Origin of the sequence: Hyalangium sp. (genome assembly GCF_035629615.1) — a bacterium.
GTDB lineage: Bacteria > Myxococcota > Myxococcia > Myxococcales > Myxococcaceae > Hyalangium.
The window spans coordinates 1-26,576 of the sequence record NZ_DASPHO010000579.1 but is presented as its reverse complement, the minus strand read 5'-3'; the positions used below and the strand labels follow the sequence as shown (position 1 = coordinate 26,576).

Sequence of the window (26,576 nt, the reverse complement as noted above, 5' to 3'; positions counted from 1 at the left end):
ACCCCCTCCGCGCCAGCGCTGCCCCCCCTCGAGCCCCCGCCGGAAGGGGGGGAGATCCGGACAGCCTTCTCGAACAAAGCGGCCATGGTCGCGGACCTCGTCAAGGCGACGTTCGCGCGCCGGAGCTATGGGACGGCTCCCTACCGGCTCCGCATCGACGAGCCGGATGGCCCCAGCACCGCGGGCGGCCTCCATGCCCGGCAGCCCATCTCGCTCGTCTCGAAGCTGGAGTCGGCGCCCGCCGTCGTCGTCGGCTGGGTGGACGTCTCCAAGAAGGAGTCCCAGCTCCGCAACTACGCCGTGGTGGTTCGGCGCCACCAGGGCCGCTACAACGTCCCGCTGGACATCAACGAGGAGGAATACGAGCGGTTCCTCAACGAGCTGGTGGAGACGTTGTTCTACGGCGGCATCAAGATCCTGCTGCTCGTCCCGGACGAGCCGGAGCCGGTCCAGGCGCAGGGCTCCCAGGCCCAGGTCCAGGCCCAGCAACAGCGCGGAGGCCGCTCGTTTCTGGGGACGCTGCTCCTCCTCTCGCTGACGTTCGCGCTGGGGCTCGGTGTGGGTGCCCTCTACTCGGAGCGCTTTGCCCCCTTGCTCGAGCCGCTGAAGGCGCTGCTCCCCAGCGCGGAGCCATGAGCTCGCGGCGTGTTCGACTCCTTCTCCTGGCGGCGTGTGTCCTCATCGCGGGCTGTCCTCGTCCCACCCGGGCCCCCGCGACGCGGCCAGAGGAGGCCCTGCTCGAGCCCTCCCGGCCGCTCGAGCTCCACGATGATGGCGAGCCGGCGGCGCTGCGGGTAGCGATCGCGGAGAGCCTGGTCTGGCTGAAGACCCGGCCCGCGGAGGAGCGCTTTGTCTTCGGCCCGCGTGCAGTCACGGCTGCGGAGCTGCGCGCCGCGCTCGAGCGACTGCACTCGCGCATCACCGATGGAATGTCTCGCGAGCAGCTCACGACGCGGGTGCTCGAGGAGTTCGAGCCGCTGGAGTCCGCCGGAGGCGAGGATGGCCGGGTGCTCTTCACGGGCTACTACGAGCCCATCATCGAGGCGAGCCTCACCCGCACCGAGGAGTACGCCACCCCCATCTACGGGGCGCCCCGGGATCTCATCGAGGTGCCGCTGGAGCAGTTCGCGGAGCGCTTCAAGGCGGAGCGTGTCTTCGGGCGGCTCGAGGGACGGAAGGTGCTGCCATACTGGACTCGGTCCGAGATCCGCGGCGGGAAGCTGGCCCAGCAGGGACTGGAGCTCGCCTGGGCGAAGGATCCCGTGGCGCTCTTCTTCGTGGAGGTCCAAGGCAGCGGCTCGCTGCGCCTGCCGGACGGGAGCGAGCGGCGCATCGGCTATGCCAGCTCCAACGGGCGGCCCTACCGCAGCATCGGCTCGCTGCTCATCCAGGAGGGAGCCATCCCCCGCGAGGCCATGTCGATGCAGGCGCTGCGGGCGTGGCTGGCGGCGAACCCTCCTCAGTGCAACCGCGTGCTCGACTTCAACGAGTCCTACGTGTTCTTCCGTTTCCTGGAGACCGCCGCGGTGGGCTCGCTCGGGAGGCCGGTGACGCCAGGGCGCTCCATCGCCACGGACGCGCGGCTGTTCCCGCGAGGGGCGCTGGCCTTCATCTCCACCGAGCGGCCGGAGCCGCTCCCGGACGGGACGGTGGGGTGGAAGCCGCTGTCCCGGTTCGTGCTCAACCAGGACACGGGCGGCGCCATCAAGGGCGCCGGGCGGGTGGACGTCTTCTGGGGGCGGGGCCCCGACGCGGAGCTGGCCGCGGGGATGATGAAGCAGAAGGGGCAGCTGCTCTTCTTCGCCCCGCGCCGGGCGGTGGGCAGCGTGGCGGGCGCGGCTCAGTAGACCCGGAAGTTCGTGTAGGCGACCTGAGCGTCCTCGGCGACGACGCCGGTCTGGCACCCGGTGAGCCCCACGGAGCGGGCCTGCCTCTGGATGCCATCGACGTACACGGTGAACGAGGAGCCGCTGCGGACCACCTTCAGCGTGTGGGTGGCGGTGAAGCTGAACCCGCTCAGCGGCGTGTTCTGCCACCCCAGGTCCACTCCTCCCGCCACGGCGTGGGTGGCGAGGACCGAGGACTTGGGATCCAGCCACGCGGTCATGTGGTTGGCGCCATTCTGGAAGCACCCATAGAGGCCATACTTCGGATACGGCGTGGTGCCCTGGGCGAGCAGCCGGACACCGGCCTCCACGCTGTAGCTGCCCGTGGTGGGCGCGGCCTTCCGCCAGAGGCTCTTCCAGCCACCCCCGAACTGCCAGGCCACGACATCCCGCGCGCTGCGGATCTCATACATGCCGTTCTGGAACCCGTCATAGGCCGGGTCTCCCCAGCCCTGGAGCGAGTCCAGGGTGACGCTCGTGTATTCGGCCTGGGTGTCCTCGGTCACCAGCCCCATCATCCCGAGGATGTTGTCCAGTGCCCGCGTCTGCTGGAGCACGCCGTCGAGGAAGAAATGGTGCTGGCCACTCCAGCTCCGCTCGATGCGAAGGTTGTGGGCCACGGTCCACGAGAACCCCGCCGGGAGCGCCGTGTTCTGCCAGCCCTTGTCCACGCCGCCGATCACCGCGTGGGTGGCGAACACGCCGTGCTTCTTGTCCAGGAAGGCGGCCACGTAGTTACTGGGGTTCTTGTAGACGCCATAGAGGCCGAACTTGGGGAAGGCCGAGCTGGTGCCGGTGGCGATCCACCGGACATTCGCCGAGGCCGCCACGGTCTCGAAGTTCGGGTTGCCTCGGAAGAGCTGGGCCCAGCCTGACCCGAGCGTGGTGCTGGTGGCGGCAGTCGGGCTGGGGAGGGTCCACGAGCCGGACCGGGCCGCGCCCTCGAACGAGCCGCCCCAGCCATGGCCGTCCAGGAGATTGGCGGATGCGGGGGCCCCGCTCTCGCCTGCGGGCTTCGGCTGCGGGATCGTCACCGAGCGGGCGACGCCCAGGTTCAGCGAGCCAGCGCTGTCGATGTAGAACTTCTGGGCTCGGACGCTGCGGTCACCCCAGCCGTCAGTGCTCAGGCGCTTGGCGTGGTAGGCGATCCAGTTCTCCGTGCCGTTGGGCGACTTGACGAAGGTGGGGTGCCCCACGCCGTACACGTCCCCGTTCTGGCGGAACACCGGCCCGGTCTTCACCCAGGACTTGGGGTTGAGCAGGTTGCCGTCGGTGTTCGTCAGCAGGCCCAGGGTGTACTCGCGCGTCCAGCTGCCGCTGGCGGAGAAAACGATGCCGTACTTGCTTCCGAGGCGGATGGGCTGGGGGCCCTCGTTGAGCGGCAGGGCTCGGCCCTCCCAGGCGAACGCGGGCTGCGACAAGAGGACGCGGTCCCCGCTGATCGTCCACGGGTTGCTCATGGCGGCGATGTAGAGGTTCTGCTGCCCGTCCGTGTTCCCAGGCCAGCCGGACCAGACGAAGTACAGCGAGCCGTCATCCTTCTGGATGACCGCGCCGTCGATGGCCCACTTGTCCGTCGTCGGCCGGAGCTGCCCCTTGAAGGTGTACGCGCCCTGCGCATCCAGCGTGGCGGACTCGAGCACGTACATGCGGTGGTTCGCGTTGTTGCCGTCCGAGGCCGCGAAATAGATGTACCAGCGGCCGTTGATGAGCTGCAGCTCCGGCGCCCAGACCTCCCGGCTGTAGAGGCCACTGGCCGGAGCGGTCCACACCCGCACGGCCGGCGCGCTCCCCAGCCCTGTCAGCGTGGCGGACTTGCGGACCACGAGGCCCAGATCACCCGCGCTGGCCACGTGATAGTAGAACCCGTTGTAGAGGACGATGGACGGGTCCGCCGACGTCTCTCCCAGGATGGGGTTGGTGAACGTCTGGGCGCTCGCGGCCGTCGCCGTGAGCAGGACTGCGGCCAGCAGCACTCCACGGACTCTTGCGCTGCGCTCACGGCGGATGCTCGCTCTGACGCCCATGGAATGCGCCTCCCAGAACCGCGCTCGACATCCTTGTTTTACAAGGATAGCAAGCCTGACCGGTCCCGGCTACGGCGAGTGAGCGGGAGTCTTCCGAGCCTCTACGCGCTGAATCTCTCCTCGCAGCCAATCACGAAATCCGTACGTGCTCGTGACGGCCGCTCCCCCTCCGAGGTTCCGGCTCGAGATCCCTACGATCCCCATCGTAGTAGCGGGCCAGTTCGTCGTAGCCAGAGCCCACGATGATGATCGTCTCGTTGATCTGCAGCTCTTTGTCCGCCAGGGGCAGGGGCTGAAACTCCTTACCCACGAGTTCCTCCAGCAGGATGAGGGCCACATCCCAGGCGCTGGACTCCACCCGGCCTTGAGCGTCCAGGCGGACCCGGAACTCTGGGTGAAGCCGCACCGTTCCTGGCTGGTAATTGAAGCTCCCGGCCGTGTCCTCCTCCACCCCCTCGCGTGGCGCGTAGATCACCGTCTTGACCGCCGCCTCTTTCGCGCAGGTGGTCCCGTCAATGAGGGCGGCAGTCCTTCCCAGCCCGGCCGCCACGGGCCGCTGCAGGCACAGGCAATGGCCCGCTGTCAGCACGAGGCGGCGGCTGATCAGAACCCCACCACACACCTTCAGCTCTTCCTGCTCAGGGAATTCCACATGCACCAGGACGGCCGACCGGTAGCGATTCGCCGTATCGATCTTGCCAGCCAACGGCAGCAGGTGGGTCTCAATGGCCAGATCTCTCACCACACCACCATGCTCGATCCTCTCTGGGCCCACTTCTGCGGGCGTGTCCCAGTGGGAGCTCGTGTCCCGGGTGTCCGCCAGCTTCCCCGCATGGCGCTCCTCACACCCACCGCAGGCCAGGAGGAGCAGCACGAGAGCCGCCAACGCCTCCGCGAGCCTGACCTGGGCATAGCGCTGTACCCTTCGCCGCTCCACAGCCATCAAAATGGGCACCACCTCCAAAGTAGTGTTGCATGAGCCTACCTGCTTGGTCTTGACTGCGTCCTGGAGGTAGCTCCCTGGAGACTTCCCACTCGGCGCATCCAACGTCCCTTCCTCCTGGCTCGCTCGTCGGCTCCTGGCGCCTGCTGGGCATGGTCTCCCAAGGCTCCTATGGCATCGTCTTCCGAGCCGAACGCGCTGCCAACCCCGAGGCCGGGCCCTTCGCCCTCAAGCTCGCGCTCCAGCCCGGAGATCCTCGCTTCGCCCTGGAGGCGGAGCTGCTCTCGCGCATCCACCATCCGAACGTGCCGCGCCCGCATGACTCCGGCCAGTGGAGCGGCCCGGGTGGCGCGCTCTTCCCGTTCCTCGTCATGGATTGGGTGGAGGGTCTGCCCCTGTACTCCTGGGCTCGCCTCCAGCCCCGCTCCTCTCGCCAGCAACTTCGCGTGCTCGCCCAGGCCTCCAGCGCACTCCAGGCCGTTCATGCCGCCGGAGGGATCCACCGCGACGTGAAAGGCGACAACCTCCTCGTACGCGCCGCAGACGGCCACGTCTGCCTGGTGGACTTCGGCTCCTGCACCTTTCGCGGCGCTCCCGTCCTCACCCGCCAGTCCGAGCCTCCAGGCACTCCCCACTACCACAGCCCCCAGGCCCAGCTTCACCAGTGGAGGTTCCGCCGCCACCCCTCCGCCCGCTACGAGTCCTCTCCGGAAGATGACGTCTATGCCCTCGGCGTCACCGCCTACCACCTCGCCACCGGGCGCTACCCGCTCATCGCCGACGGCCCGGAGGCGGACGGCGAGCTGGACGACGCCTTCTCTCGCTTCCCGGAGCTGGTGCCCGCAGACAACCTGGTTCAGCTCAGTCCGGAGCTGGCACGGTGGATTCGGCAGATGCTCACCGTAGAGCCCGAGTCCCGAGGTACCGCGGCAGAGCTCGCCTCGGGGCTGGCCCTGGCAGCGGACACGGAAGGGCGTGAGGCAGACCGGCCCACGGCGCCACGAACCCCTTCCGAGCAGCGCGAGCAGGAGCCTCCACCCATCCCAGAGCGCCAACCCATACCCTGGCGCAAGGGAATCACCACCGCAGCCGCGGGCGTGGCGCTGGTGGTAGGGGGAGTGGGGCTGGGCCATGCGCTACGAGACCAATCCCTCCTGGCAGAGGCATGGGACCGTGCTCGGGCTGCACAAGCCATCGCTCAGGAGAAGGGCACCTCCGCTCTCGGGGAGGCCGCACGGGCTGAGCCGCTGAAGGCCCCGGAACCCCTGCCCACTCACAAGGGCGTCAGTGCGGCGGTGCCAAGGGAGCCGCTGCCCAACCAACAGCTGCCTCCGTGCAAGAGACCTCAGGTCGAGCTCAACGGCAGTTGCTGGATACGCGTGGCGGATGAGGCTCCCCCCTGCGTCGAGAGCACCTATGAGTGGAGGAAGCGGTGCTACTGGCCCGTGTTCCTGCCCTCGCGCCCGACCACCTCCGGGCAGAAGTAGAAACCTCCTCGAGGAGCAGGAGCCGCGGCCACCTGGCTCGAACCTGTCCGCTTGTCAGACAGGTTCAAAGCAAGCCCCGCCGGCTACTCGGGCCTCACAAGCGGCGTGAGGATGTCCTTCCAGTTCGTGAAGAGCGAGAAGTGCCCACCGCCGGGGTGGAAGTGGGGCACGACTCGGGGGATGCGCGCGGCGAGGTAGCGCCCCATCTGCGGCGGGACGATGCTGTCGCCCTCCCAGTACCAGAGGTGCACCTCCGGGCGAATCTCCTCCAGCCGGAAGCCCCAAGGTGAGACGAGGATGTGGGCCTCGCGCCGCATGCCGCTCACGCCTTGGCGGGTGGCCTCGAAACGCCAGCCCTGGACCTGAGCGGCGAGCGCCGGGTGAGTCAGGGCGGCACGGTCATCGGGAGAGCAGTGCGCCAGGAGCGCCGAGAGCGCCCGGTTCGGGTTGCGGCGCACCGAGCGATCGTGCAGGGCCATGAGGGGGTGCAGCAGCCACTCGGGCCAGCCGGCCAGCGCGTAGGCATTCCGGTAGTCGCGGTTGACGCCCTTCATGGCCGCGGGCCGATCGAAGGGGGCCGCGCCGGAGACAATGGCCACGCGGGTGAGACGCTCCCCCAGGCGCCACGCACAGGCCGCGGCGTAGGGGCCCCCCGCGGACACGCCAAAGAGGGCGAAGCGCCCCAGTCCCAGCATGTTGGCGAGCTGCTCGATGTCCGAGGCGCAGTCCAGCAGCGTGCGCTTGGGCTGGTAGTCAGACAGCCCGTAGCCCGGCCGATCCGGGGTGATGAGGCGCACGCCCAGACGGTAGGAGAGGCGGTCGTCCGGGTGGCGCATGTAGCGCGAGCCCGGGTTGCCGTGCAGGAAGAGGACCGGCATGCCCGAGGGATCTCCGGACTCGGCGAACGCGAGCCTCCGCCCATCCTTGAGGCGGATCGAGCCTTCACGAAGCGGCGCCATCGGATTCTTCACCGCGTCATGTCCCCCATGGCCGCGAGCGCGCGGCGATCCAGTCGGCGACAGCGGGCCAGACTCGGGTAGGGCTCTTGCTCGAGGCCGACAGGCCAATGTGGCCTACCGGGAAGCGCATCGTCTGGGTGTCCGGGGAGCCCACCAGCCCTGGCAGCGGCTCGCTCATGGGCGGCAGGGCAATGGTGTCCTGCTCGGCGATGATGTTGAGCAGCGAGGCGCGGATGCGCTTGAGCTCCACGCGCTCGCCCCCCACCTCCATGCGCCCCTGGCAGAAGAGGTTCTGCTGGTAGCAGTCCTTGATGTACTGGCGATAGACCTCACCCGGGAAGGGGACGGCGTCGGCGCCCCAGCGCTCCATGGCGAGGAAGGTGGTGACGTACTCGGGCTCGTCGATGTGGCGGCACACGTCCAGCCAGCGCGTGACGCGTTGAACGGGCGCGGCCGCGAGGAAGCCGCTCTCCAGCACGCGCGAGGGGACGTTGCCGTAGGCATCCACCAGCGAGTCCACGTCGAAGTGTCCGGGCTGGGTCCACAGCGAGTAGATGCCGCCCTTGCTGAAGTCCACGGGGGTGGCCTGGGCCACGAAGTTGCGGAGGCCGTCCGGGTAGAGGCTGGCGTAGGCCAGGGCCAGGGTGCCGCCCATGCAGTAGCCGTAGAGGGTGAGCTCGTCACTGCCGCTGACGCGCAAGGTCCACCGCACGGCCTGGCGCACGAGGTCTCCGAGCACATCGCCCCAGGTGAGGTGCTGCTCCTCGGGGCCGGCGACGCCCCAGTCGATGGCGTAGACGTCGAAGCCTGCGCGGGTGAGGAACTCGATCAGGCTGCGGCCGGGCAGGAAGTCGAGGATGTACCAGCGGTTGATGAGCGAGTAGGCGAAGAGGATGGGGGTGCGCCAGCGGCGGTGGGGCGCGGGGTAGCGCAGCAGCCGCATGCTGCCGCGCGTGTAGACCACCGAGTGAGGGGTGGGGCTGAGGGGCGGCTCGCGTACGCCCGAGGCCCGCTCGATGAGGGGCCGGAGGTACGGGTAGGGGTTGAGGGGGCGATCCTGGACAGCCTGCGCGAGCGCACGAGACAGCTCGACCTGGCCCGAGACGAAGGAGCGGAAGCGCTGGAAGGTGTTGGACGACATGGGCGGACTCTGGAGGCTCAGGGGCCGTGCCGGCGGGCGGCAGGCTCGATCGGAGGAGCTTCCTGGGTGGAGTTGGTGGCCTTGGAGGCCCGCTCCTGGCGCTCGAGCAGCTCCACGACCAGCTCGAGCTGCGAGCCGAGCGCCTCGACCTGGTTGTTCAGGCGGCGGACCTGATCGCGCATGGCCTCGACGTCCGAGGCGGCGGGCATGCGCAGCGCCTGGAGCGCCTTCTCCTGAAGGGACTGGCGGCGGATGCGCAGGTTGAGGCCCCGTCGCATCAGCCCGCCGCTGAGGCGCAGCCAGGTGGGGCTCTCGCTGAGCCGCGAGGAGACCTTCGTGAGACCTGCTTCGGCCTTGGCGAAGACCCGGCCGGTCCGGGTCTCTGGGCTGGTCAGGCGTCCCACCAGCTTCAGGCCACGGGTCAGAAGCCCCTTGGGACGGGAGGAAGAGGTGCTCATGAGGCACAATCTAGCATCTGAACGGTGATTCATGTTTCCCGCCTGCCGTCGGGTCCACCCGCGCCTCTTACGCGCACCCCTCCCTGCGTGCCATGGTCGGGCCCTCGCCTCACCCTCCTGCCCCCCCAGATCGCCTTGAGTTCTTCTACTTCGGACCGCATCGTCCTCCTCGCCGCGCTTCTCTCGCTCGCAGCCGCCTGCCGAGAACCCGCCTCTCCTCCCCCCGCTCGTACCCCACCGCCGCGCGTCTCCTCCGATGCGCCCGGCGCTCCGTTCGACGTGAGCGCGGTCATCCGCCGCGTCCACTTCTCTTACCGGCCTGAAGGCAATGGCTGGGCAGCGGGCCACAGCACCTGGTCCGCTCGCGTCACTCCGAGCGGCCTCACCTTCACTCCGCGCCACGCCCTGCCAGGAGTTCCGGAGGGCGCTCCCAGCTCGCTTGGCGCCCAGCCTTCCGGCTCGCCGTCGGTCCTCACGGGAACCCCGGTCACCTTCGGCCCCGTAGCCTTCTCGCGGGGAGGCGTCCCCCTGGACAGCACCGTAGGGCCTGGCGCCGTGTCGCAGGACGGCTCGCTGACGCTGGCACGCGGTCCGGCGGAGGAGCAGCTCCAGAACCGGGAGGACGGCATCGAGCAGCGCTGGCTCTTCGCGCGGCCGCCCCAAGGGGAGGGGGAGCTCCTCCTCCGAGTGCCCGTGCGGGGCCTCCGCTTCGTGGGAGAGACTCCTCGGGGCGTGCACTTTGCGGAGGCCTCGGGGCTGGGCGTCCGTTACAGCCATGCGGCCTGGACGGACGCGGCGGGGGAGCGGACGGCGCTCCGCGCTCGCGTGGTGGCAGGGGCGGTGGAGTTCCGGGTCCCGGCCACACTGCTGGCCAGCTCGAGCTTCCCGGTCATGCTGGCGCCCACCGTCTCCCCCGAGTTCGGCCTGGACACGCCGGTGACGGATCCTGGCGGTGGATCCCAGGCGGCGTCGGCCGTCGCCTCCAACGGCACGGACTTTCTCGTGGTGTGGACCGATGACCGGGGCGGTGACGTGGATGTGTACGGCGCCCGGGTGAGCCAGGCGGGAGCCGTCTTGGACAGCCTCGGCATCCCGATCGCCGTGGCCCTCAACGCACAGCAGAGTCCGACGGTGGCCTTCGACGGCACGAACTATCTCGTGGTCTGGAGCGATGGCCGGCGAGGGAGCGGCTCGGACCTCTACGGCGCTCGCGTAAGCCCCGCTGGCTCGGTGTTGGATGCCAACGGCCTCGCGCTTGCCTCCTCCACGGTCTTCAGCCTGCTGATGAGCGCCCCGGCGATCGCGTTCGACGGCACGAACTACCTCCTCGTCTGGGACGAGAAGATCGGCTTCGGCTCTCCCACCAACCTGCAGGGGCTCCGGGTGAGCCCCGCGGGCAGCCCGCTGGGGAGCCCATTCGTCATCTCCAACGCCGTCGGGAGCCAGCTCGCGGCCGCGCTGGCCTTCGATGGGACGAACTACCTGGCCGTCTGGCAGGACGACCGCTCCGGCTCTGGGACCGACATCTACGCCGCGCGGATCTCCCCGGCCGGGACCGTCCTCGACACCTCGGGCTTTGCGGTGAGCGCGCAGGCCTCGAACCAGCTCAACCCCTCGGTGGAGTTCAACGGGGCCTCCTATGTCGTCGTCTGGGAGGACTACCGCAACCTCCTCACCACGGGCATCGATCTCTACGGTGCGAAGGTCACCCCAGGAGGAGCCGTGCTGGACACCGCGGGACTCGGGCTCGTCCAGGCCCCGTCCACTCAGGCCCAGCCCGCGCTCACGCGCCTGGGCAACCAGTACGTGCTGGTGTGGCAGGATCAACGCTCCGGCAATCTGGACGTCTACGCCGCCCGGTTGGATACCAACGCGACGGTGCTCGATCCCGCGGGACTGGCGGTGATGACGGCGCCGGGCACCCAATCCACGGTGGCGGTGGCGGCCAATGGCACGAACGCCCTCATCACCTGGAGCGATGACCCGACCGCCGACATCATCGGTGCGAGAGTGACCGCTGGCGCGTCGCTCACGGTGCTCGACCCGAGCGGCTTCACGGTGAGCCTCTCGCCCAACAGCGAGACGAGCCCGGCGGTGGCCTTCGATGGCACGAACTTCCTCGTCGTCTGGCAGGACAACCGCGGCAGCGGGTTCGATCTCTACGGTGTGCGGATCAGCGGGAGCGGAACGGTCCTGGATCCCTCGGGCTTCCCCATCTCCGGCGCGCTCGGCCACCAGCGCAACCCGGCCGTGGCCTTCGACGGCACGAACTTCCTCGTCGCCTGGGAGGACACACGGAACAACCCCGCCAGTGACATCTTCGCGGCCCGGGTGAGCCCGGCTGGGACGGTGCTAGACGCCAATGGACTGAGCATCTGTCCTCGCTCGGGCGCCCAGGAGCACCCAGCGGTGGGCTTTGACGGAACGAACTACCTGGTGGTCTGGGATGACGCCGGTGCCAGCGCCGCCCGAGACATCTACGGCACGAGGGTCAGCCGGGCGGGCGCCGTGCTTGACGCGCTCTTCATCGGGATCAGCACGGACCCGAACGACCAGGCCTCGCCTGTCATCGCCTTCGATGGGACGAACTATCTCGTGGCCTGGAGCGACTGGAGGAACAACGCGACCGCGGATGTCTATGGAGCGCGGGTGAACAGGTCAGGCACGGTGCTGGAGTCGGCAGGGATCCAGCTCGCGGGAGGACCGGAGACCCAGACGGATGCGGCCCTCGCGTTCGACGGGACGAACTACCTGCTGGTCTGGTCGGACTACCAGGTCTTCCCGTCCTCGAACCTCTTTGCGCGGCGGGTGCGGACTGCGGGGACACCGCTCGACACATCGCCGATCACGGTGTCCTCCGCGGCGGGGCACCAGCAACGGCCCTCGATCGTCTACAACGGGACGGAGTTCCTCGTCGCGTGGCAGGACGCTCGCAATGAAACGGGCCTGGACCTCTACGCCGGGCGAGTCTCCCGAGCGGGCGCGACACTGGATGGAGATGGGTTCGTCCTCTCGACGAACCCGGCCGATGAGACCCGCGTCGTCCTCTCGTCCGCAGGAGCGGCGGGGACGCTCGCTGTGTACCAGGCGAGCGATCCCTCCCTGGGCAGCAACGTGCAGCGGCTGAAGGCACGGTGGTTGGGGAACTCGAGCAACACCCCGCCCGAGGCGCTGCCGCAGAGCGGGACCACGGACGAGGACGTGCCTCTCGCGCTGGAGCTCGAGGGGATCGACGCCGAGGGCGGCCCGTTCATCTACACAGTGGTCACGGCCCCCTCGCACGGCGCGCTCACGGGCACCGCGCCGAAGTTCCGGTACGTGCCTGCGCTGAACTACAACGGTCAGGACAGCTTCACCTTCAGTGTGTCGGACGGACAGGCCACCTCGGCGCCCGCCACCGTGTCCATCACCATCAACCCGGTGAATGATGCGCCGGCAGCCACGGCCCAGTCGCTCACCACGTCGGAGGAGACGGCGAGGACGCTCACCCTGACGGCCTCGGATCCGGAGAACGACACGCCGACCTTCGCCGTGATCTCGGGCCCCAGTCACGGCACGTTGACGGGGACTCCGCCCAACCTCACCTATACGCCCGCGCCGGACTACTTTGGCCCGGACAGCTTCACCTTCAATGCCTCGGACGGCCAGGACATCTCGGCTCCTGGGACCATCTCGATCAGCGTCTCTCCGGTCAATGATGCCCCGGTTGCCACGGCTCGCTTGCTGACCACCCCCGAGGACACACCGCTCTCCATCACCCTCTCGGGCGCTGACGTGGATGGGGACACCCTCTCCTTCACCGTCACCTCCCAGCCCGCGCACGGCGCGCTGACAGGCACACCGCCCAACCTGACCTATACGCCCGCGTCCAACTATGCCGGCCCGGACAGCTTCACCTTCACCGCTTCGGACGCGGTGACGGCCTCTGCTCCCGCAACCATCTCCCTCTCCGTGGCCCAGGTGAACGATGCACCCGTTGTCACGGCTCGTTCTCTGACCACTCCCGAGGACACGCCGCTGCCCATCACCCTGTCAGGGTCCGACGCGGACGGGGACACGCTCTCCTTCGCCATCTCCACGCCGCCGGCGCACGGCACGTTGACGGGGACGCCGCCCGACCTCACCTATACGCCCGCGCCCAACTACTTCGGCCCGGACAGCTTCGCCTTCACAGCCTCGGATGGCCGGGACACCTCGGCTCCGGGGGCCATCTCGATCAGCATTTCTCCAGTCAACGATGCTCCGGTCGCCACCGCTCGCTTGCTGACCACCCCCGAGGACACACCGCTCTCCATCACGCTCACGGGCACGGATGCGGAGGGGGACGCGCTCTCCTTCGCGCTCACTTCGCAGCCCACGCGCGGCACGCTGACAGGAACACCGCCCAACCTCACGTACACGCCGAGCTCGGCCTACCACGGCGCGGACAGCTTCACCTTCACCGTCTCCGATGGCGTGGCGACGTCCACCCCGGGCACGCTCTCGCTCTTCGTTGCCTCGGTGAACAACTCCCCGGTGGCCTCGTCCCGGTCGCTCACGATCGAGGAGGACACCCCGGTCGCCATCACGCTCGTGGCCTCCGATCCGGACGGAGACACGCTCACCTTCACCCTCACCGCGGCGCCAACGCATGGCACGCTGACGGGGGCTCCGCCCGACCTCACCTATACGCCCGCGCGGCACTACTTTGGTCCGGACAGCTTCACCTTCACCGCGACCGATGGGCTGGCGACCTCGGCTCCTGCCACGGTCTCTCTCAGCATCACCCCGGTGAACGATGCGCCCGAAGCTGCGGCACAGACCCTCAGCACACGAGAGGACACGGACAAGGCGATCACGCTCACCGCCGTGGATCCAGAAGGAGACCCAGTGAGCTTCACCGTGGTGTCGAGTCCCAGCCATGGCACGCTCACCGGTACGCCTCCCGCGCTCACGTACACGCCTGCGCAGCACTACCAGGGCCCGGACAGATTCACCTTCACGGCCTCCGATGGCGTGGCGACCTCGGCTGCGACTTCCATCTCGCTGACCGTCACCGAGCTCAACGACGCGCCCATCGCCCAGGCGCAGACGCTCACGGTGCCCGCGGGCAGCCCGACGCCCATCTACCTCTCGGGCACCGACGTGGATGGAGATGACCTCTCGTTCGCCATCGTGTCCTTCCCCGAGCAGGGGAAGCTCACCGGTACACCGCCGGACCTCGTCTACACCCCGCCCACGGGCTTTACCGGGGCCACGCGCTTCACGTACTCGGCCAGCGACGGCAGGGCGATCTCCTCGGCCGAGGTCCAGCTCACCGTGGCCCAACGCTCGCTCACCGTCAGCGCGGCGGTGGACACGGTGCGCCCAGCCGATGGCCAGCAGGTCCGCTTCTACGCCAACGCCGTGGACGAGCGTGGAGCCGAGATCTCGCTCCAGTGGGACTTCGGAGATGGCCAGACGTCCCAGGAGGAGCTCCCCGTCCATGCCTTCGCCACGCCGGGCACGTACGACGTTCAGCTGAAGGCGACGACCGCCACGGAAGAGGCCACCACCCTCCTCCGCATGAGGGTGCGCAGCTCCGCGGCGCTCACCCTCACGACAAGCGCTTCCTCCGCACCCACGGTGGTCGGCGTCGAGGGCTCCACGCTGTCCTTCAGCATCAGCGAGCCTCTGGCTGGGCTCACCTACACCTGGGACTTCGGTGACAGCGCGCCTGGAACCACTGGCACCACGGCCTCCCACGCCTGGGCGGATGATGGGCGCTTCACGCTGAAGGTGAGCTCCGGGGACGGCAGCGGCTCCCCCCTGGTGACCTCAAGGACCGTCGTCATCCACAACACGCCGCCCGTGCCGCTGCCGCAGGAGGAGCTGTCCGCCACCGCGGGCCAGCCGCTCACCGTCCAGCTCACGGGCTCGGACGCCGCCGGCGCGAGCGATCCGCTCCGCTGGGAGCTCGTCAGCGGTGAGGGCTCCCTGTCGCCCGACGGCACCTTCACGTGGACGCCTTCACAGGAGGGACTCGCCACGGTGATCACCAAGGTCCTGGACGGGGACGGTGGCGAGTCACGACTCGCCTTCCAGATCGCTACCGGAACCACTCCAGAGCCCGATCCGTCGGAGGGTTGTGGGTGTGGCACGAGCTCTGGGGGAGCACCCAGCGCGCTCGGCCTGGCCCTGCTGCTCCTATCGCTCGTCGCCTCGAGCCGCAGGCTCAAGAGCTGACGTGACGACGGGCTCGGAATCGCCTGCGGATTCCGAGCTGGCCTGACGTGGGGGACGGAGACACGCCCGCCTCACACGGCCGCGGACAGGCCGCCATCCACGTTGATGGCGGTGCCGCTGACATAGGAGGCGCGCGGCGAGACGAGGAATGCCACCACGTCGGCGAACTCCTCGGCACGCCCGATCCGCCCGAGCGGAACCCCTGCCTCCTTGCTCCGCTCGGCGTAGACCACCTCAGGAGACTTGCCAGCCGCCTCGGCGCGGCGCGCCCACTGAGCGCTCTCGATCATGCCCACGAGCACGGCATTGACGCGGATGTTGTCGGGCCCCAGCTCTTTGGAGAGCACCTTCATCAGCGACATGCCCGCGGCCCGGGACACAGAGGATGGCGTGGTGTTCTTCCCGGGCTCCTTCGCCTTGATGGACAGCACGTTGACGATGGCTCCGCCCCCAGCCGCGCGCAGATGGGGCACCGTGAGCCGCACGGTGCGGATGGCGGCAAACACCTTGAGCTGGAAGTCCTCCTCCCACTCTGCATCGGTGACAGAGAGGAAGGGCTTGGCCGAGGCCGAGCCGGCGTTGTTCACGAGCGCGTCGATGCGCCCCCAGCGCTCGTGGGCAGCCTTGACGAAGCGCTCCAGCTCCTCCGCGCGAGATACGTCCGCTGGGAGCGCAAGCACCTCCCCACCCTGGGCCCGAAGGGTGCCCGCGAACGCCTCCAGCTTGCGCAGGTTCCGGGCGCACAGCGCCACGCGGGCGCCCTCCCAGACGAGCCGGTTGCACACGGCGGCTCCCAGTCCTTCCGAGCCGCCCGTCACGAGCACCACCTTGCCGGCGAGCTCCAGATCCATGAGGCTCAGGCCGGCTGCTTCATGGCGGTGGGCCGCTTTTCGAATGCGGCGAGCGTGGTGGAGATCTCCTGGTTCACGGCGCGCAGCATGTCCTGCTTCTCGCGGAACGGCAGGAAGGCGCTCTTGAAGCCAGAGACGATGAGGGTGTTGAGGTCCTCCAGCGCCAGCCCCATCTCCTTGTGCGCCAGCCACAGCTCCTTGGTGACGGTGGTGTCGGTGATGAGGCGGTTGTCGGTGTTGATGGTCACCCGCAGGCCGTAGTCGAGGTAGAACTTGAGCGGGTGGGCGGCGAGGCTCGGCACCGCGCCGGTCTGCACGTTGGAGGAGGGACACACCTCCAGCGGGATGCGGTGATCATTCACATAGTTGAGCAGGTCGCCATCCTCGCGCAGCCGCGTGCCGTGGCCGATGCGGTGGGCGCCCAGGTAGTGAATGGCCTGGCCGATGGACTCGGGGCCGAAGGCCTCGCCCGCGTGCGCGGTGCAGTTGACGTTGTTCTTGAGGATGAGCTGGAAGGCCTCCTTGTGGTCCTTGGCGGGAAAGCTCGCCTCCGCGCCGGCCAGATCAAAGCCGATGACGCCGCGGTTCTTGTAGGCCACGCTCAGCTCGGCCAGCCGCATGGACGTCTGCGGGTTGATGTGGCGGATGCCGCAGACGATGACGCCGCACTTGATGCCCGTCTCACGCTTGGCGGCGCGCAGGCCCTCGAGGACCGAGTCGATGACCGTGGTCATCTTCAGGCCCTTCTGCAGGTGCAGCGCGGGCGAGTAGCGCACCTCCAGGTAGCGCACGTTCTCGGCGGCCGCGTCCACGGCCAGCTCGTGCGCGGCGCGGTAGAGCGCCTCGGCCGTCTGGAGCACGGACAGGGTGACGTCGAAGGCCACCAGGTACTCCTCAAGGCTCTGGCACACCTGGCCCATGTGGATGGCCTGGGCCAGCCCGTCCACATCGTCCGCGGGCAGCTTGATCTTCTGTTGCTCGGCCAGCTCCAGGATGGTCTTCAGCCGCATGGAGCCATCCAGGTGGCAGTGCAGGTCCGTCTTGGGGAGCGCGTGCAGCAGCTCTTCGGTCACCTCGATAGCCGGAGGTGGGGAGATGTCGGCACGCCGGGCAGCGGAGGGGATCCCGGTGGCGCTGGGGAGCTCGTCGTCACGAATGGAGGCCATGGTCGAGGTTCCTTGCTTGCCAACCCTCGGGCGGGTCGGAAGATGCGTCCCTCAAACCATGCTGCCGCGCGCCTGTCCATGTACCCACCTGCTGCTCGTGCTCCTGGCGACAGGCGGGCTGGGGTGTCAGCGAGGCCCGGAGCGGGTATTCGCGTTCTCCACGGATGCGTCCTCGCGTGCGGGCATGGTGGCGCTGGAGGACGGCGTGCTGGTGGGCAACGAGGCAGGCGCGCTCGTGCGGCTGGACCGGCGCGGGGAGCCGGTGTGGCGGGTGAAGTTGGGGCACGAAATAGCGGCTCAGCCGACGGTCTCTGGGGACAGCGTCATTGCGAGGACGATGGGAGGGGAGCTGGTCCGGCTCGGGCTCGTGGACGGAGCGGAGCGCTGGCGCCTCACAGGGGAGCCACCGGGGCTAACAGCGCTGGCCTCGGATGACACGTCCGTCTACGTCCTTGGACCGGACGGGGCCGTGCGTGCACACGCGCTGGACACGGGACAGGTGCGGTGGCGACGGCCCGCGCCGAAAGCGGAGGAGTCGCGCATCGACCCTGGTCAACGGCTTCCCGCCCCGGTGCTGGCGGAAGGGGTGCTGGTGGCGTCACTGGGGGATACGGGGCTCGTGGGAATCTCCACGGAGGATGGGGCGGTCCGCTGGCGCCGCCCGATGCCCCCGGTGCTGGGAATGACGAGAGAGGGAGACACGGTGTACCTCTCCACGCGCAGCGGGAAGATGGCGGCTGTGGGCGTGGTGGATGGCGCGCTGCGCTGGGAGCAGGCTCCAGCTTCGGTGCTCACGAGCCCTCCGACCTACGCGCAAGGAGTGCTCTGGGTGGGAACCGAACCCCCGCAGCTCCTGGCGGTCTCGCCCTCGGATGGGAGGCGGCTGTCGAGCATCACCCTGCCCTCCCTGCTCGTGACGCAGCTCGCCGTCCACGGGGAGCAACTCGTCGTGCCCACCAGCGGCCGCGAGGGCCTCCTGCTCGTCGTGCGGCGCCAGGGAGGAGCCCCCGTGCTCACCCTGCGGACGGACACGCCCCTGCGGACCCAGCCTGTGGTCATCGGAGACCAGCTCTTCGTGCTGGGGCTCGACGGTCGGGTGCTCTCCTGGAGCCTCCGCTCCCCCGCTCCGTGACTTCCCCCTTTTAGGCGAGCAGGGTCCGAAGTGCCTGGATGCAGCGATTGAGACTCCCACTCCGCCTCGCGGCAACTCCTGGGCGCCAGTGCTCCCGCGCAAACTCGGCAATTAGGGAGGTGTACTGACGCCCAACGGAGGCCGTGGACCCTTCAGCGGGAACGAGCGCGGCGCGCACTTCTCGTGACCGTGATGTGCGTGCCAGATTGACCAGCGCCTGCTTTGCATTGACGAGTTCATCGGGTGGCGACGGGACAGCCTCCATCTGGACATGAAGAAAAGCGGCCATCCGCTCCGCATCCGCAAGCAGCCAGCTCTCCCCCTGATGAACCGCGATCCGCAGCTTCATCAAACGAGCAGGTGCCTTAAGCAGACCTCCCACCAAAGCGGGGGCACAAGGGGCGTCCTGATCCATGTCTCGGAGAACAAACCAGGGAGCATTGCGCGCAGCGTTATTGTAGGCATGAAGCTTCTGATCAAGCTTGGACTTGCCACCTGCCTCATAAACAGGGCCTTCGGAAAGACCCACATGGCGAAGCAGCCTTCGAGCGACTGCGGTATCTGTGGGCCCTTCCACCGCGATGGTCACTGGCATCACAGCGCGTCACCAAACAGCGAAAGCTGATCCGCTCCGGCTGGAGCAGTCCTGGGAATGACTGCATCCGCCATGGACATTCCTCCTTCTAGGAGGGCGCGGATCTGCTCGACGTCCTTGGCAACTTCGACCTGAGTTCCTTCCTTGAGAGGTTCCAGTACCAGAACCTCCTCCGCACCGATTCCCGGGTCCGAGAGAAGATCCGCGCTATGGGTACTCACGAGCACTTGCCGGTCACTCTTGCGGCTTAACCGGGAGAGCATCTGCGGGATGTGGCGGACGACAGCGGTATGCAGGGACAGTTCTGGCTCCTCAAGAAGCAGCGGAGCTGCTCCATCGAGAAAGACCCATAAAAGCCCAAGAAGCCTCAGCGTTCCGTCAGAGAGCTGTGTTTCATTCTGCCAGCCTGCCTTGGGGCGCCAGTGCTTGTACCGTCCCAACAGGTGAGGAACCCCTCGCTCGTCCCGCCTCAAGTCGAGCTCTTGAAGTTGCGGCACCGCTACGCGAAGAGCACTTGTGATGCGCTTCAATCGTGACTCGAGTGTCTTGGAGGGTGTTCTCGCAAGCTGCTCCAAGAAGTCGCCACCGAACGGATCATTCACTCGTCCAGTGGACCGGTCAGGTTCGCGCACCAGCTGGGGAACGAGGTGCAGGTAACGCACCTTGGCGAAGAAGTCAGCAAGTCCACGGAACCCACGGTTCGTATTGACTTGCTCCAAGTGCGTCTGGGTCAAAAGCTCAGAATCCCTCTCATCTCTCCTATTTGGTCGCGACAGAAGCGTCTCATCACCATGCATGACGAGTTCGCGTTTGACCAAGGGTCTGCGCTGGTTGTCCTGAGTGAACTCCAGCCGGTACCTCCACGGTTCTCCATCAGAGAGGTCGACACTCACCTCAACCACGACGTTTGGATACCGGCGCGCATGCAGAGACCGGATCTGGGACACTCCGCGGCGCGTGGATGAGACGGCGCGCTGGAAACCGCCTTGGACGTCCGCAACATCACGCAAGAAGCGGATGGCGTCGAGAAAGTTGGACTTCCCAGAAGCATTCGGACCGACGAGGAAGACACGACCCTCAAAAGGCACATCAACGTGAAGGAAGTTGCGCCAGTTCTCAAGATGGATGTGGGTGAATCGCATGCGTGAACTCTACTGCCATTACGGTACCGCGGCACCATCTCCATCCTGGCCGCCGCTGCGCCTTGAGAGAAGCTCTCAACCCGGCATCAGGAAGCGGGCGATGACGCGCTTGAGGCCCACGCCCCCGCTGAACTCGACCGTCACCTTGGCGTTGGGCCCAGTCCCATCCACGGAGATGACACGGCCCACCCCGAACTGCTCGTGGCGCACCCGCACTCCCCGCACATCCCCGCCCACGCCGTCCATGTCCGGGGCCTGAGAGTAGGAGCGATCGATGCGCGGCCCATCATCGTCATCATAGGTGCGACGGCGCGGGGCCACGGGAGAGGGGGCGAGACGCTGGATCTGCTGAGCCTCTTGCTCGATGCCAAAGAGGTTTGGCGGCACATCGCGCAGGAAGCGTGAAGGAGGGTTGTACCGGAGCTCACCGAAGAGGGAGCGACACTGCGCAAAGCTCGCGAAGAGCCGTCTGCGCGCGCGGGTGAAACCCACGTAGCAGAGGCGCCGCTCCTCGGCCATCTCCTCGCCCTCCTCCGGATCCTCGCCCGTCAGCGAGCGCGAGTGGGGGAAGACTCCGTCCTCCATGCCAGTGAGGAACACCGCATCGAACTCCAGGCCCTTGGCCGCGTGCAGAGTCATCAGGGCCACACGGCCCTCGCCCACCACGGCGTCCGCCTCGCCCACCAGGCTGATCTGCTCCAGGAAGGCCTGGAGCGGAGGCACATCGGCGGTGAGGGGCGCTGCATCCAGCTCGGGAGGAGGAGGCTCGGCACCTTCAGGTGGCTGAGCCGAAGCCGCCGCCACGGCCGCGGCCGCGCGGTTCAGATCGAACTCCTGCGCGGCGCCGAGGAACTCGCGGAGGTTCTCCGCGCGAGTGAGGGACTCGTCACTGCCCTCGGCCGTGAGCGACTCCACGAGCTTCGTCTCCTGGAGCATCTGGTCCACGGCGCCGGCGGCATCCTGGGCCTGCTGGGCGAAGGCGGTAAGGGAGGACAGCAGCGAGTGGAACCCGCTCAGCCGCCGCACGGCGCTGGAGTTGAGCGAGGGAATGCGCTCCGGCTGAGCGATAGCCTCGTAGAGACTGATGCCCTGTTGATCGGCGTGGTCGGTGAGGCGCTCTACGGTGGTGTCGCCGATGCCACGGGCCGGAGTGTTGATGACGCGCAGCAGGTCCGCGTCCGAGCGCGGGTTGACCATGAGGCGCAGGTAGGCCGCCGCATCGCGCACCTCGGCGCGATCGTAGAAGCTGCGGCCGCTCACCAGGGTGTACGGCACCCGCGCCAGGCGCATGGCCTCCTCGAGCACACGGCTCTGCGCGTTGGCCCGGTAGAAGACGGCCATGCTGGAGAGCTTGATGAAGCCCTCGCGCTGCAGCGCGAGGATCTGCCGGGCCACCTCCTGAGCCTCGGCGCGCTCATCGCGATTGATGAGGAGCTGGAGGTGCTCCCCCCGAGGCCGGTCGCTCCAGAGCTTCTTGGGCATGCGCCGCCGGTTCTTGGAGATGACGGAGTGCGCGGCCTCGAGGATGTTCTGGTCGGAGCGGTAGTTCTGCTCCAGCTTGACGACCTTGGCGCCGGCGTACTGCTCGGGGAAGCGGAGGATGTTGTCCACGCTGGCCCCGCGCCAGCGGTAGATGGACTGGTCATCGTCGCCCACCACCACGAGGTTGGCGCCCGGGGGAGGTGCCAGCTGACGCAGCAGCTCGTACTGCACGGGGTTGGTGTCCTGGAACTCGTCCACCAGCACGTGGGTGAAGCGCTGCCGGTACCGGGCCAGCACGTCGGGGCGCTTGCGGAACAGGCTCACCAGCAGCAGGAGCAGGTCCCCGAAGTCCACGGCGTTCGCGGCCCGCAGCAGGCGCTGATAGGCCTGATACGTCTTCTTCACCACCATGCCGCGAAGGTCGTCCACGTCCACCTGCATGTCGTCGGGCAGGCGGGCGGCGTTCTTCTCCTGGTCGATGCGGTGGAGGATCTCGCGCGGCTGGAGGAGCGGCTCCACGCGGGCATCCCGCATGGCGCGCTTGACGAGCCCGAGCTGGTCTCCATCGTCATAGATGACGAAGCTGCGGGTGAGCCCCATGGCCTCGGCCTCGCGGCGGAGGATCATCGCGGCGGACGAGTGGAACGTGCTGACGACGAGCTCGTTGGCCTGAGCGCCCAGCAGCTGGGTGAGGCGCTCGCGCATCTCGCGGGCGGCCTTGTTGGTGAAGGTGACGGCCAGGATGCGCCAGGGGAAGACACGGCGGACCATGACCAGGTGCGCCACGCGGCGGGTGATGACTCGCGTCTTGCCGCTCCCGGCCCCTGACAGGACGAGCAACGGACCTTCCCCATGGAGGACAGCCTCCTTCTGGGGCAGGTTCAGGTCTTCGAGGAGGGCGGGTTCGTGTGGATTCACGGGGGGTACGTAGGCGAAGAAGCCCTGTCTTCTAACGAATTTCGGCGCGCGATGACGGACGTTCCGCAGGGAGCTGAACCGGCCGCCTGCCTTCCCAGCATCCGCCACGCTCGCGCCCGGCTCGCATAGAGTGGCGAGCCCATGTCCGACACCCCGTCCCGCCCCACGCAAGAGCAGCTCGACCGCTACGCGGACCAGTTCAACCAGAGCGGCCCCATGCGCTTCATTGGCGTGCGAGTCTCCTTCCCCGAGGGTCGCAAGGTCCTTGTCACCCTCCCCGAGGTCCTCCCCCATCACCGCGGCGGCCTGGGCACCGCCTCGGCGATCAACGGCGGCATCATCGCGGCCCTCTTCGACCTGGTGCTCGGCTGCACGCCAGCCCTGCTGGATCCGACCCGGCGCTGCGCCACCCTGCAGCTCTCCATGAGCTTCCAGCGGCCGCTGACGGGAGACACTGTGACCGCCGAGGCGGAGATCGACTCGTACGGCAAGAACACCCTCTTCGCTTCGGCCCGAGTCCTGGACAGCCAGGGCAACGTCTGTGCTCGGGCTCAGGGTGTAGTTCGGTTGTCTACACTCCCATGGGCCACGGGCGAGAGCCCCTCCATCGGCTAGCCAACCCACCTCAGCCTACATTCTCACCCACTCGGTGCGATATGCTGGGGCAGGCCGGACGTTTTCGGGGGCACCAGGGAGGAGGAGCGCCCGGGTAGACCACCGAAAACATAGGAAGACGCGATGGTGGGAGCGGCTGTGCAGGGCTTGCCGATGATAGGCCGACAGCGAGAGGACGCCGAACAATCCGCGGAGCGGACCCAGGCTGGGGAGGAGGATCTCTCTCAGCGGGCCCTCGCGGGGGACCGGCGGGCCTGGGATGCGCTCATCGCGCGTCACCACCGTCGCGTCGTGGTATCGCTGCTGGCGCGGGGCATCCGGGTGGACCGGGCCCATGAGCTGGCCCAGGAGGCCTGGACGCGGCTCATTCAACAACAGCAGCGAGGGCTGCTGACGGAGCTGCGCCTGCCGAACCTTGCGATCACCCAGGCGGCCTTCCTGGCCGCGGATGATGCCCGCCGCGCCCGGCGCGAAGCCATTGCGGGCAACGTGGAGGAGCTGCCCGAGCGCCAGCACCCGGTGGATCCCACTGTCTCTGCCGAGCGCCGCCTGTTGTCCGAGGAGCAGCTCGCCCAGGCCCACGAGGCCCTTGCCGGGTGCTCACCGAGCGCTCGGAATGTGTTTCTCCTGGCCTGTGATGGGCAGGAGCTTCCCCATGCCGAAGTCGCGGCGCGTGTCGGCCTGTCCGTCCAGCGTGTGCGACAGATCCTGTGCGAGGTCCGCAAGAAGCTGCGGTCCGCGCTCGAGGAGGAGAGCCATGACTGAACCGCACCTGACTCCGTCTGACACGGAGCAGTACATCCTGGGTGCGCTGGACCCGGAGCGCGAGCGCAAGCTCGAGGCCCACACGCTGGTATGCGAGGCGTGCGCCCGGTTGCTTCAGCAGGAGGCAATGCTGGAGGAGCAGCTGCGCGAGGTAGCCAGCATGGCGCCTCGCGAGGACCACGTGATCCGCCCGGCACGGTGGCGGGTGGCGCGCGTGGCGGCGTTGGCGGTGGGGCCGGTGCTGGCGGCGGCAGCGGCACTGGCGCTGATGGTGTCGCACACGGCACCTGTGTCCCAGCCGGAGCACGAGCCGACGGCGGCGCTCTCGTTGGACCTGCCGGTGGATCTGCCAAGCATGGTGGTGGCGTGCCCGGATCTCACCACGCAGGAGTCCTGCGCCGAGGCCGCAGCGGCGCGGGGGCTGCTCGTGCAGTACCCGCTCGGCATGAGTGAGGTTCCTCGCTACGAGGGGAGCACGGGAATTCCAGCGGGGGCGCTCTCTTCCCGGCCCGCGTCCCTGTGAGGAATGGCGTCATGACTTCCTGGACGAGACATCTCCGCGCGCTCCTGGCGCTGGCGGTCCTGAGCGTGGGAGTCGCGCGGGCGGACGCGCCGGTGTCGCCCAAGCTGGGTGGAGACTCCAAGTCCCTGCCCGTGGGGTGGTTCGTGACGCAGAGCGCGCCCCATCTCTATGAGGCGGGCGTGGACAGGAACTCGCCGTGCGAGGGCATCCGCAGCGCCTTCCTGCGTTCCCGGATGGACACCCCCACGGGCTACGGCACCTTCATGCAGGCCTTCGGGGCGAAGGATTTCCGCGGCAAGCGGCTGCGCTTCTCGGCCGCGGTGCGCGTCAAGGACGTGGCGGGCTGGGCGGGGCTGTGGATGCGGGTCGAGGGCGCTGACTCGAAGCAGCCGCTGGGCTTCGACAACATGCAGTCCCGCTCGCTGTCAGGCACCACGGCGTGCAAGCGGTACGACGTGGTGCTCGACGTACCGCAAGAGGCCGAGGCGGTCATGGCGGGGCTGCTGCTGAGTGGCACGGGGCAGGCGTGGCTGGACGGCGTGCGCTTCGAGGTGGTGGATCACTCCGTCCCGGTGACGGACCTGCTCGCCGCGCGCCGCGCCGTGCCGCAGGGAGGCCCTCACGGCTTGGAAGAGGTTGCGGCGGCAGCGGCAGTGACGCCGAGAGAGGAACAGCTTCCCACGGGCAAGGTGGGAGACATCTGGTTCAACCTGGGCCGTGTGAACATGGACAAGAGCTACACGCGGGGGGTGGATGGCATCTGGCGCAACATCCTCGACGAGGAAGTCACCGAGCATGGCAACGAGGTAAAGGGGACATTCCTCGCCAGGGCCATCTCCCTGAAGGTGACAACGGAGGGGACGCGGACGCTCATCGAGGGAACCTGGGGCAGCGATCCCGTGCGCATCCAGCTGGATCCGGAGCGGCTCACCATGAAGTCGGGCATCTACGAGCGCGAGATGTTCCGCGACACGGACTACAAGAAGGACCCGAACTGCTTCCGCTACCTGCGGGTCGAGGGACCACGCGTCACCGATCGGCTGGACATCTGTGGCGCGGCGCTCAGCACCAAGCCTCCGCCCGCGCAGCTGGCCCTGACCTTCCTGGGCAACGGCTTCCGGCGGGTCAAACCGCCTGGTGGGCTCCCGCCGCCACTGCCTCCCATGACGCCTCGGGACGCGATGCAGGCGGGGACGAACATCTCTCAGTAGGTGAAGTCGCGCTCCAGGGTCTCCCCTCCCGCCTGCACGGTGAGGTGAGCGGAGCGCGCGCCACCGCCATCAGCACCGAGATCAAAGGAGAGCCCCTCGGGCCCCTGAGTGGGCTTGATCGAGGGCTTGCCGGGCGAAAGGAACACTGCGGCGGTGACGGTACGGCCCAAGAGCGGCTGGACGAGGAGCTTCACGCGCTGGCGCTCGCGAACGAGGAGCACACGAAACTCGCGCCGCTCCTCCAGGACTTCACGGTGCTCGGGGTGACGGGCACCGGGCCGCCGAGAAGCGGGAGCACGGGAGGTGCGCACCGCGGGGCTGCTGGAACCCTCTGCCTCCATTTCCAAAGCCTCCTCGATGGCGGCGTCTCCTTCTTCGAGCGCGAGGACAGCCTGGGCACAGTCGGAGCACCGGGCCGTGTGCGCATCCATGCGGGCGCGCTCGTCGGTGGATAGGAGCCCCATATCGAAGCGCCAGAGCTCATCGGAACTCACGTGCCGGCGTGGAGGCTGATCGACGACCGCAGTCTCCGCGACATCCGCACGACATTCGGCACAGCTCTGAAGGTGGGGAGTGAGAGACCGGGGCTGCTGCGTCCAGGTGGCCACCAGGTCATCACAGTCGGCCCGGGCTGAGAACCACCAGGCCTGCACTCGCTCGCCTGCGTCGAGCATGTCGCGCTCCTCTCTGCGTTGCGGGTTCAAGGGGATGAACCAGCGAGCCCTCGGGTGGAGCGCTGCGTCAATGTTCCCGAGGGCCTGAAGAAAATCGGTCCTGCGTTGTGCCGCTTCCCCCGTGAGGGGCCCGTGGAGCGCTTCCCACTGTCCGAGGGCGCGGGCGGCGGAGGCGGCGCGATCTCGCGCACTCAATCCATCCATCGCTGAAGTGCGCCACAACTCGGCTTCCTCGCCACCCTCCCCCAGCGCTACTTCCACGGCTTCCTCTGCGGCTTTGAGGAGCGTGGTCCTCTGCTCCGCGGGTTTCTGACTCTGGAGCCATGTCTCGATCTGCGATCGGGTCAGCGCACGCAGGGCTGGCTCCACACCTTCAGTTCCGACTCGCGAGCTGCGG

At 68.2% G+C, this 26,576-nt stretch carries 19 protein-coding genes and 1 pseudogene; 9 read left to right on the top strand and 11 right to left on the bottom strand.

Annotated features, from left to right (window positions below):
• Positions 1-636 (top strand): annotated as a pseudogene (locus tag VD972_RS29375) (hypothetical protein); the annotation flags it as partial.
• A complete protein-coding gene (locus tag VD972_RS29370) occupies positions 633-1,847 on the top strand; it encodes a murein transglycosylase A (protein ID WP_324992073.1) in 1,215 nt (404 codons plus the stop codon). The pseudogene VD972_RS29375 and the gene VD972_RS29370, both read left to right, overlap by 4 nt.
• Here the strand turns inward: VD972_RS29370 and VD972_RS29365 are convergent.
• Both VD972_RS29365 and VD972_RS29360 read right to left on the bottom strand, forming a co-directional pair.
• Positions 1,841-3,913, bottom strand: coding sequence for a glycoside hydrolase family 43 protein (locus VD972_RS29365; RefSeq protein ID WP_324992072.1), 2,073 nt, complete (start codon positions 3,911-3,913; stop codon positions 1,841-1,843). The two genes, VD972_RS29370 and VD972_RS29365, sit on opposite strands and share 7 nt — an antisense overlap.
• 130 nt (positions 3,914-4,043) lie before the next feature.
• Positions 4,044-4,856, bottom strand: coding sequence for a trypsin-like serine peptidase (locus VD972_RS29360; protein ID WP_324992071.1), 813 nt, complete (start codon positions 4,854-4,856; stop codon positions 4,044-4,046).
• Between the two features lie 152 nt (positions 4,857-5,008).
• Between VD972_RS29360 and VD972_RS29355 the strand changes: the two genes are divergently transcribed.
• Complete coding sequence (locus VD972_RS29355; RefSeq protein WP_324992070.1) at positions 5,009-6,343, top strand: serine/threonine-protein kinase; 1,335 nt, start codon at positions 5,009-5,011, stop codon at positions 6,341-6,343.
• 83 nt (positions 6,344-6,426) lie between these two features.
• Here the strand turns inward: VD972_RS29355 and VD972_RS29350 are convergent, their stop codons facing one another.
• The 3 genes from VD972_RS29350 to VD972_RS29340 are packed head-to-tail and all read right to left on the bottom strand — an operon-like array spanning position 6,427 to position 8,901.
• The gene (locus VD972_RS29350; protein ID WP_324992069.1) at positions 6,427-7,302 is read right to left on the bottom strand and encodes an alpha/beta hydrolase; all 876 of its coding nucleotides are present in this window, start codon (positions 7,300-7,302) and stop codon (positions 6,427-6,429) included.
• 16 nt (positions 7,303-7,318) lie between these two features.
• Complete coding sequence (locus tag VD972_RS29345) at positions 7,319-8,443, bottom strand: alpha/beta fold hydrolase (protein WP_324992068.1); 1,125 nt, start codon at positions 8,441-8,443, stop codon at positions 7,319-7,321.
• A gap of 17 nt (positions 8,444-8,460) precedes the next feature.
• Positions 8,461-8,901 (bottom strand): hypothetical protein, encoded by a 441-nt coding sequence (locus tag VD972_RS29340; RefSeq protein WP_324992067.1) that lies wholly within the window; start codon positions 8,899-8,901, stop codon positions 8,461-8,463.
• Positions 8,902-9,036: 135 nt separating this feature from the next.
• Here VD972_RS29340 and VD972_RS29335 point away from each other — a divergent pair, with 135 nt between their 5' ends.
• Complete coding sequence (locus VD972_RS29335) at positions 9,037-15,105, top strand: Ig-like domain-containing protein (protein WP_324992066.1); 6,069 nt, start codon at positions 9,037-9,039, stop codon at positions 15,103-15,105.
• A 71-nt stretch (positions 15,106-15,176) separates the two neighbouring features.
• Here VD972_RS29335 and VD972_RS29330 read toward each other — a convergent pair whose 3' ends face one another.
• Positions 15,177-15,956 carry an SDR family oxidoreductase gene (locus tag VD972_RS29330; protein WP_324992065.1) on the bottom strand — a complete coding sequence of 260 codons (780 nt, stop codon included), beginning with the start codon at positions 15,954-15,956 and terminating at the stop codon, positions 15,177-15,179.
• 5 nt (positions 15,957-15,961) lie between these two features.
• Entirely contained in the window at positions 15,962-17,122 is a 1,161-nt protein-coding gene (gene add, locus VD972_RS29325) for an adenosine deaminase (RefSeq protein ID WP_324992064.1), read from the bottom strand.
• Positions 17,123-17,180: 58 nt separating this feature from the next.
• Here add and VD972_RS29320 point away from each other — a divergent pair, with 58 nt between their 5' ends.
• Positions 17,181-18,254 (top strand): PQQ-binding-like beta-propeller repeat protein, encoded by a 1,074-nt coding sequence (locus tag VD972_RS29320; protein ID WP_324992063.1) that lies wholly within the window; start codon positions 17,181-17,183, stop codon positions 18,252-18,254.
• Positions 18,255-18,264: 10 nt separating this feature from the next.
• Here VD972_RS29320 and VD972_RS29315 read toward each other — a convergent pair whose 3' ends face one another.
• The 3 genes from VD972_RS29315 to VD972_RS29305 form a co-directional block, all read right to left on the bottom strand.
• On the bottom strand, positions 18,265-18,849 hold the full coding sequence (locus tag VD972_RS29315; protein WP_324992062.1) for a hypothetical protein: 585 nt from the start codon (positions 18,847-18,849) through the stop codon (positions 18,265-18,267).
• Complete coding sequence (locus VD972_RS29310) at positions 18,849-19,991, bottom strand: AAA family ATPase (RefSeq protein WP_324992061.1); 1,143 nt, start codon at positions 19,989-19,991, stop codon at positions 18,849-18,851. Before VD972_RS29310 ends, VD972_RS29315 begins: the two co-directional genes overlap by 1 nt.
• 75 nt (positions 19,992-20,066) lie before the next feature.
• The gene (locus tag VD972_RS29305) at positions 20,067-22,391 is read right to left on the bottom strand and encodes an ATP-dependent helicase (RefSeq protein WP_324992060.1); all 2,325 of its coding nucleotides are present in this window, start codon (positions 22,389-22,391) and stop codon (positions 20,067-20,069) included.
• Positions 22,392-22,532: 141 nt separating this feature from the next.
• On the opposite strand from VD972_RS29305, the gene VD972_RS29300 reads away from it, so the two are divergent.
• The 4 genes from VD972_RS29300 to VD972_RS29285 all read left to right on the top strand — a co-directional run bounded on the left by VD972_RS29300 (position 22,533) and on the right by VD972_RS29285 (position 25,505).
• The gene (locus VD972_RS29300; protein WP_324992059.1) at positions 22,533-23,006 is read left to right on the top strand and encodes a PaaI family thioesterase; all 474 of its coding nucleotides are present in this window, start codon (positions 22,533-22,535) and stop codon (positions 23,004-23,006) included.
• Between the two features lie 123 nt (positions 23,007-23,129).
• Positions 23,130-23,771, top strand: coding sequence for a sigma-70 family RNA polymerase sigma factor (locus tag VD972_RS29295; protein WP_324992058.1), 642 nt, complete (start codon positions 23,130-23,132; stop codon positions 23,769-23,771).
• Positions 23,764-24,294, top strand: a complete 531-nt coding sequence (locus VD972_RS29290; RefSeq protein ID WP_324992057.1) for a hypothetical protein — start codon at positions 23,764-23,766, stop codon at positions 24,292-24,294. Before VD972_RS29295 ends, VD972_RS29290 begins: the two co-directional genes overlap by 8 nt.
• Positions 24,295-24,305: 11 nt before the next feature.
• Positions 24,306-25,505, top strand: a complete 1,200-nt coding sequence (locus VD972_RS29285; RefSeq protein ID WP_324992056.1) for an AraC family transcriptional regulator — start codon at positions 24,306-24,308, stop codon at positions 25,503-25,505.
• Here the strand turns inward: VD972_RS29285 and VD972_RS29280 are convergent.
• Positions 25,499-26,179: a hypothetical protein gene (locus VD972_RS29280; protein ID WP_324992055.1), complete on the bottom strand. Its 681-nt coding sequence runs from the start codon at positions 26,177-26,179 to the stop codon at positions 25,499-25,501. The two genes, VD972_RS29285 and VD972_RS29280, sit on opposite strands and share 7 nt — an antisense overlap.
• Positions 26,180-26,576 lie beyond the last annotated feature (397 nt).